Raw genomic sequence first — 6,475 nt, 5'->3', positions numbered from 1 at the left:
CCGGCGTCGAGGGTGCGGATGACGACCTTCTTCCCGGCGAACTCGGCGAACACGGCGGAGTAGGCGGCGACCTGCTCGTCGTGGGTGGGCTCGGTGGGGCGGTCCAGGAAGCAGAATTCGGTGCGCAGCAGGCCCACGCCCTCGGCGCCGGCGGCCGCGGCTGCGGCGGCGTCCTTGCCGGTGGCGACGTTGGCCAGCAGGGGCACGGGGTGCCCGTCGGCGAGCCGGTTGGCCCCGGTGAACCCCCCGGCCAGGGCGGCGGCCTGGGCCGCCCACGCCGCGGCGGCGGCCTCCTGCTCGGGGCCGGGGCCGGTGGCCACGGTCCCTGCGGCCCCGTCGACGTACACGGGTGTGCCGTCCGGGATGGTGTCCACGCCGGGGGCGGCGACCACGGCGGGCAGGCCCAGGGCCCGGGCCAGGATCGCGGTGTGGGACTGCGGGCCGCCGCCGGAGGTGACCAGGGCCAGGACCCGGGCCGGGTCCAGGGTCGCGGTGTCGGCCGGGGCCAGGTCGTGGGCGGCGAGCACGAACGGGGTCGGGGAGGCCGGGATGCCCGGGGCGGGCAGGCCGCGCAGCTCGGCCACGATCCGGGCGCGCACGTCCAGGACGTCCGCGGCGCGCTCGGCCATGTACCCGCCCAGGGACTCCAGCTTCGCCGCGACCGCGGCCCCGGACTCCCACACCGCCCGCTCGGCCGAGCGGGCGCCCCCGTCAGCCGACGGGTCCAGCAGCTTCACGGCGCCCTTGACCAGCATCGGGTCCGCGGCCATCAGCGCTGTCGCCTCCAGCACGCCCCGCGCCTCCCCGGCCGCGGCCGCGGCACGGTCCTTCAGCGCCGCCTGGACGGCCTTGGACGCGGACCGGATCCGCTCCGCCTCCACCACCGCGTCCTGCCCCGGAACCGGCCCCGGACCCGGCTCGGACACCGGCGCCGGCATCTGCAGCACCGGCCCCACAACCCGCCCCGGAGTCACACCGACACCGTGAAACTGCTCCATGATTCGAGATCCTTTCGTGGGGGTAGGGGGGCGCGCGACGGGCCCGCCCGAAAAGTGTCCTGCGTTACCCTAGCCTCTATAGCATTGCTATACAAGATACATAAGTGATCCAGTTCACACCGCCGGCAGCCGGAGGAAGTGCGTCGTCGCGCCGTGATGCAGCTCACTCTCGTGTCTTGTATAGCGTTGCTATATCTACTACGCTAGCGGCCATGCGCCAACGAGGTTCGGGAGTCGCGGACGACCCCGAGGAGAAGAAGGGGGACGTTCCCTCTCCCCGTGAGCGGCTCATCCAGGCCGCCATGGATCTCGTGGCATCGTCGGACGGGGCCCCGGTCTCGACCCGGCAGATCACCGAGCTCGCCCGGGTCACGGCGCCCACGCTGTACCACCACTTCGGCGACAAGGACGGGCTCATGGAAGCCGTGGTGGCCAGGGGCTTCGAGGAGTTCGTCCAGAGCGAGGGCAGCATCGAGCGCTCGGACGTGCCGATCCAGGACGTCAAGAGGCTCTGGGACGTGCACGTCCAGTTCGGCGTCACCCACGCCCAGCTCTACATGCTCATGTTCGGGGCCAGCGGCCCCACCCGCCGCCCGGTCGTCGTCACCGAGGCCGAACGGCTCCTCGAGAGGGAGCTCAACCGGCTCGCCGCCTCCGGGCAGCTCGCCGTGCCTCCGCTCGAGGCGGCGAGGGCGATCCTCGCGGCCAACGTGGGCGTGACGCTCATGCTGATCTCCGACGCCTCTGAGGCGCCCGATGCCACCAATCCCCTCTCGACCCAGACGCGGGACGCCGTCCTGCGCTCTGTCCTCACCGACCCCAGCATCCTCGATGCACCCAGCGCAGGAGCCGCGGCCGCGGCCGGCGGGCAGCCCAGCTATGTTGCCGCTGCCATCGCCCTCAACGCCACGCTCCAGTCCTCGCACCCGGACCAGTTGTCCGGCACCGAGATGAAGCTCTTCCTCGAATGGCTCCACCGGCTCTCCACGGCGTCCGCGTCGTCGGCCGACCCAGACCAGAAGGGCTGATCCCACCCCTCCCCGCAGCCGCATGCTGCCTCCTGAGACGAAAGCAGGGAAACTCATGTCGACCACAGCAGCGCCTTCGCGCCTGCACACGGCCCGGGCCGGGGTGCAGAAGTTCGGCACCTTCCTCTCCGGCATGATCATGCCCAACATCGGCGCCTTCATCGCCTGGGGCCTCATCACCGCGCTCTTCATCGAGAAGGGCTTCCTCCCCGTGCCCCAGCTGGGGGGCTGGGGGACCGACCCTGCCACCGGCAAGGCCTATGTGGGCCTCGTGGGACCGATGATCACCTACCTCCTGCCGCTCCTCATCGCCTACACCGGCGGCAAGGCTGTGTATGACATGCGCGGCGGCGTGGTCGGCGCGATCGCGACGATGGGCGTCATCGTCGGCGCCGGGATCCCGATGTTCGTCGGCGCCATGATCATGGGCCCGCTCGGCGGCTGGACCATGAAGAAGCTGGATGCGATCTGGTCCCACAAGATCCGGCCCGGCTTCGAGATGCTCATCAACAACTTCTCCGCCGGAATATGGGCCGCGATCCTGGCACTCATCGGGTTCTACGGAATCGCACCGGTCGTCGAGGCTGGCAGCAAGGTGGCCGGCGATGCCGTGCAGTTCCTCGTCAACAACGGGCTCCTGCCGCTCACCTCGCTCCTCATCGAGCCCGCGAAGGTCCTGTTCCTCAACAACGCCATCAACCACGGCGTCCTCACCCCGCTCGGCACCCAGCAGTCCCTCGAGCAGGGCAAGTCGATCCTGTTCCTCCTCGAGGCGAACCCCGGCCCGGGCCTGGGCGTCCTGCTGGCGTACATGTTCTTCGGCCGCGGCGCTGCCAAGGCCTCGGCCTCGGGCGCGGCGATCATCCACTTCCTCGGCGGCATCCACGAGATCTACTTCCCGTACGTGCTCATGAAGCCGATCCTCATCCTCGCCACCATCGGCGGCGGAATGACGGGCATCGCGACGCTCGCGATCACGCATTCCGGCCTCGTCGCCCCTGCCGCGCCGGGCTCCATCATCGCGGTCCTCGCGCAGACCTCGAGGGACAGCTACATCGGAGTGATCCTGGCGGTCATCCTCGCGTGTGCCGTCTCCTTCGTCATTGCGTCGATCATCCTGCGCACCTCCAAGGACAAGGGCGAGGGCGACCTGCAGGCCGCCACGACCCAGATGGAGAGCATGAAGGGCAGGAAGTCCATGGCCTCCAGCGTCCTCGGCGGGGCGTCCGCCGGTGGCGGCGTCGCGACCCTCACGGGAACCGGCGTCAGGAACATCGTCTTCGCATGCGACGCCGGCATGGGCTCCTCCGCAATGGGCGCCTCAGTGCTCCGCAATAAGATCAAGGCCGCGGGCCACGACGAGGTCACGGTCACCAACTCGTCCATCGCGAGCCTCACCGACACGTACGACATGGTCGTGGTCCATCAGGACCTCGCCCTCCGAGCACGCCAGAAGACGCCGAGCGCGCAGATCGTGACGGTCGACAACTTCATGGGCAGCCCCAGGTACGACGAGATCGTCGAGTCGCTCGACGCGGAGCCGGAGGCTCCGGCTGGAGAGTCGGCGCCGGCGGCAGGTGCGCCGGCTGCGGCCGCCGCGGCCCCGGCGTCGTCCGCCACGGCACCGTCCACCGCCGCGGCCCCGGCAGGCGAGGCACCGGCGGAGGCCAAGCAGGTGCTGCGCCGCGAATCCGTCCTCCTGCAGGGCGGGGCCGCGGACATGGCCGGAGCGATCGACGAAGCCGGCCGCCTGCTCATGGCGGTCGACGCAGTCGACGGGCAGTACACCGCGGCGATGCACGAGCGCGAAGGCTCCGTGTCGACCTACATGGGCAACTTCCTCGCCATCCCCCACGGGACCAACGAGGCGAAGGACCACATCAAGGCCTCGGCCGTGACGTTCGCCCGCTACGAGGACCCGATCGACTGGAATGGCAAGCCGGTCAAGTTCGTCGTCGGGATCGCCGGCAAGAACAAGGAGCACCTCGGCATCCTGGCCAAGATCGCCAAGGTCTTCGGCGACAAGGAGCAGGTGGCGCGCCTCGAGGCGGCCTCCAGCGTCGACGAGATCCTCGACATCCTCGGAAAGGTGAACGCGTGAGCGACGCACCCGCAGAACACCAGAAGACCGCAGTCCACTTCGGGGCAGGCAACATCGGCAGGGGCTTCGTCGGGCTCCTCCTGCACAACGCCGGCTACCGGCTCGTGTTCGCAGACGTCGCGGCGCCCCTCATCGACGCGCTCAACGACACGCCGTCGTACACCGTGCACGAGGTGGGCGAGGGAGGCGCAGACCATGCCGTGGACGGCTACACCGCAGTGAACTCGGCCACCGACGAGGCCGGGCTCGTCGACCGGATCGCGGCGGCCGACGTCGTGACCACCGCGGTGGGGCCGAACATCCTGAAGTTCGTCGCCCCGGCGATCGCCCGCGGGATCGCGGCGCGCCCCGCCGGCGCGGCGCCGCTCGCCGTGATGGCGTGCGAGAACGCGATCAATGCCACGGACATCCTGGAGAAGGAGATCCGCTCCGCAGCGGCGGGGGAAGGGCTGGACGACGGCGCCGTGGATGCCCGGGCGGTCTTCGCCAACACGGCGGTTGACCGGATTGTCCCGACCCAAGAGGCGGGCGGCGGCCTCGACGTCCGCGTCGAGCCCTACTTCGAGTGGGCCATCGAGAAGGCTCCCTTCGGGGACGCCGCTCCCGATATCCCGGGCGTGACGTGGGTCGATTCGCTCGGTCCGTACATCGAGCGCAAGCTCTTCACGGTCAACACCGGCCACGCCTCCGCCGCGTACTTCGGGCGCCGTGCCGGCGCCGAGAAGATCTCGGACGCCCTCGCCGATCTGGACGTCCGCGCGAAGGTCGAGGCGGTGCTCGCCGAGACGAAGGCCCTGCTCGTGGCCAAGTACGGGTTCGCCCCCGAGCAGCAGCAGGCGTACGTGACGAAGATCCTCGGCCGCTTCGCCAACGCCGAGCTGCCCGACACGGTCGAGCGCGTTGGCCGTGCCCCGCTGCGGAAGCTGTCCCGGCATGAGCGGTTCGTCGGCCCCGCCGCCGAGCTCGCCGAGCGGGGGATGGCTGCCGATGCGCTCCTCGCGGCCATGGGCGCGGCCCTCGCCTTCGACGCGCACGACGACGAGGAGGCCGTCCGCCTTCAGGCGCTGCTCGCGTCGGGGTCGTCGGACGCGGAGCTGGCAGAGGAGATCACCGGCCTCGACGCGGGGCACCCGCTGCACGACCGCGTGGTTGCCCTGGTCGCGGACGCCCGGGTGGGACGCCCCGCCTGATCGCCCTGCGGTCTGGGGTCATATCGCGATGGCGAGGATCCTCGAGTTCGAGCCCTCGTTCGTCGCGATCCACAGCTCCCGCTGACCAGGCACCTGCACGACATCCCGGAGCCGGCCGTACTGGCTGCGGAAATGCTCGGTGGCCCCCGGCAGGTGGCCGCTGCCGTCCCCGGTCGAGCCCGCGGCCGGCAGCGGGAGGCGCCACAGCCGCTCCCCACGCAGGCAGGCGACGTACGCGACGTCGTCGACGATCGCCAGCGCGCTGGGGGAGGCGTCCGCCGTCGATGGCCAGACGTGGACCGCGGGGACGCTCCCGTTGCTCGACCGGGCGCCGGTCACGGAGGGCCAGCCGTACTGCGAGCCGGCCTGGAGGAGGTTGAGCTCGTCGTCCCGGTCAGGTCCGAGCTCGCTGGCCCAGAGCCGGCCCGAGGAGTCCCACGCGAGGCCTTGGACGTTCCGGTGCCCGTAGGTGAAGACCCGGTTGCCGAAGGGGTTGCCGTCCGCCGGCGCGCCGTCGGACGCCACGCGCAGGACCTTCCCGCCGAGGCTTGCCCGGTCCTGGGACGAGGAGCGTTCCGTCGCATCGCCGGTTCCGATGTAGAGGAACCCGTCGCGGCCGGCCTTGATCCGGCCGCCGTTGTGGATGGGCGCCTCGGGGATCCCATCGACGAGGACGCGCTCACCGCCCAGGGAGCTGCCGTCCCAGTGCAGGGCGACGACGCGGTTCGAGCGCTCCGCCGTGTAGTAGGCGTAGAGGGTGCCGCTGCTGGCGAAGTCGGGGGCCGCTTCGAGGCCGAGGAGGCCGCCCTCGCTCGTGTCGGTGCGCACCGCGATCCGCGCCGCTTCGCGAGGGTCGCCGCCGGTCCCCAGGCGCAGGATCCTGCCCGAGTCCCGCTCCGAGACGAAGGCGGAGCCGTCGGGCACGAAGGCGATCGACCACGGCGTGGAGAGCCGCTCGGCCACCGTGCGGGTGACCCGGGGAGCGCCGTCCCCGCCGGGTCCTCCCGTCCCCGAGCCCGCTGCGCCCGACCCGGGACTCGTCAGAGGGTTCGGGGCGTTCGACGGCGTGCACGCGGCGAGTGCGGCGGCGCCGGCACCGGCCTCGAGCAGCGTGAGGAACGTTCGGCGCGGAAGCGGGGGCACAGTCTCACCTGCCTC

The 6,475-nt window shown here is 71.2% G+C and carries 5 protein-coding genes; 3 read left to right on the top strand and 2 right to left on the bottom strand.

The window, feature by feature from the left end:
* The coding region (locus ABD298_RS07575) for a PEP-utilizing enzyme (protein ID WP_344299022.1) at positions 1-998 on the bottom strand (998 nt) is incomplete at its 3' end.
* A gap of 212 nt (positions 999-1,210) precedes the next feature.
* Here ABD298_RS07575 and ABD298_RS07570 point away from each other — a divergent pair.
* Genes ABD298_RS07570 through ABD298_RS07560 form a run of 3 tightly spaced genes read left to right on the top strand, consistent with a single transcriptional unit; the run spans position 1,211 to position 5,317 of the window.
* Positions 1,211-2,026 carry a TetR/AcrR family transcriptional regulator gene (locus ABD298_RS07570; protein WP_344299021.1) on the top strand — a complete coding sequence of 272 codons (816 nt, stop codon included), beginning with the start codon at positions 1,211-1,213 and terminating at the stop codon, positions 2,024-2,026.
* Between the two features lie 55 nt (positions 2,027-2,081).
* On the top strand, positions 2,082-4,127 hold the full coding sequence (locus ABD298_RS07565; RefSeq protein ID WP_344299020.1) for a PTS mannitol transporter subunit IICBA: 2,046 nt from the start codon (positions 2,082-2,084) through the stop codon (positions 4,125-4,127).
* Positions 4,124-5,317: a mannitol-1-phosphate 5-dehydrogenase gene (locus ABD298_RS07560; protein ID WP_344299019.1), complete on the top strand. Its 1,194-nt coding sequence runs from the start codon at positions 4,124-4,126 to the stop codon at positions 5,315-5,317. Before ABD298_RS07565 ends, ABD298_RS07560 begins: the two co-directional genes overlap by 4 nt.
* A gap of 18 nt (positions 5,318-5,335) precedes the next feature.
* Here the strand turns inward: ABD298_RS07560 and ABD298_RS07555 are convergent, their stop codons facing one another.
* Complete coding sequence (locus tag ABD298_RS07555; RefSeq protein WP_344299018.1) at positions 5,336-6,460, bottom strand: PQQ-dependent sugar dehydrogenase; 1,125 nt, start codon at positions 6,458-6,460, stop codon at positions 5,336-5,338.
* Between the last annotated feature and the right edge of the window lie 15 nt (positions 6,461-6,475).

Origin of the sequence: Sinomonas flava, assembly GCF_039531875.1 — a bacterium.
Classification (GTDB): Bacteria; Actinomycetota; Actinomycetes; order Actinomycetales; family Micrococcaceae; genus Sinomonas; species Sinomonas flava.
Note: the sequence above shows the minus strand (reverse complement) of the source record. Positions and strands in the feature narration are given on the sequence as shown.

Excerpts from the sequence above, each read along its gene's own strand:
- ABD298_RS07570 (WP_344299021.1), top strand. The coding sequence starts at position 1,211 with ATGCGCCAACGAGGTTCGGGAGTCGCGGACGACCCCGAGGAGAAGAAG.
- ABD298_RS07565 (WP_344299020.1), top strand. The coding sequence starts at position 2,082 with ATGTCGACCACAGCAGCGCCTTCGCGCCTGCACACGGCCCGGGCCGGG.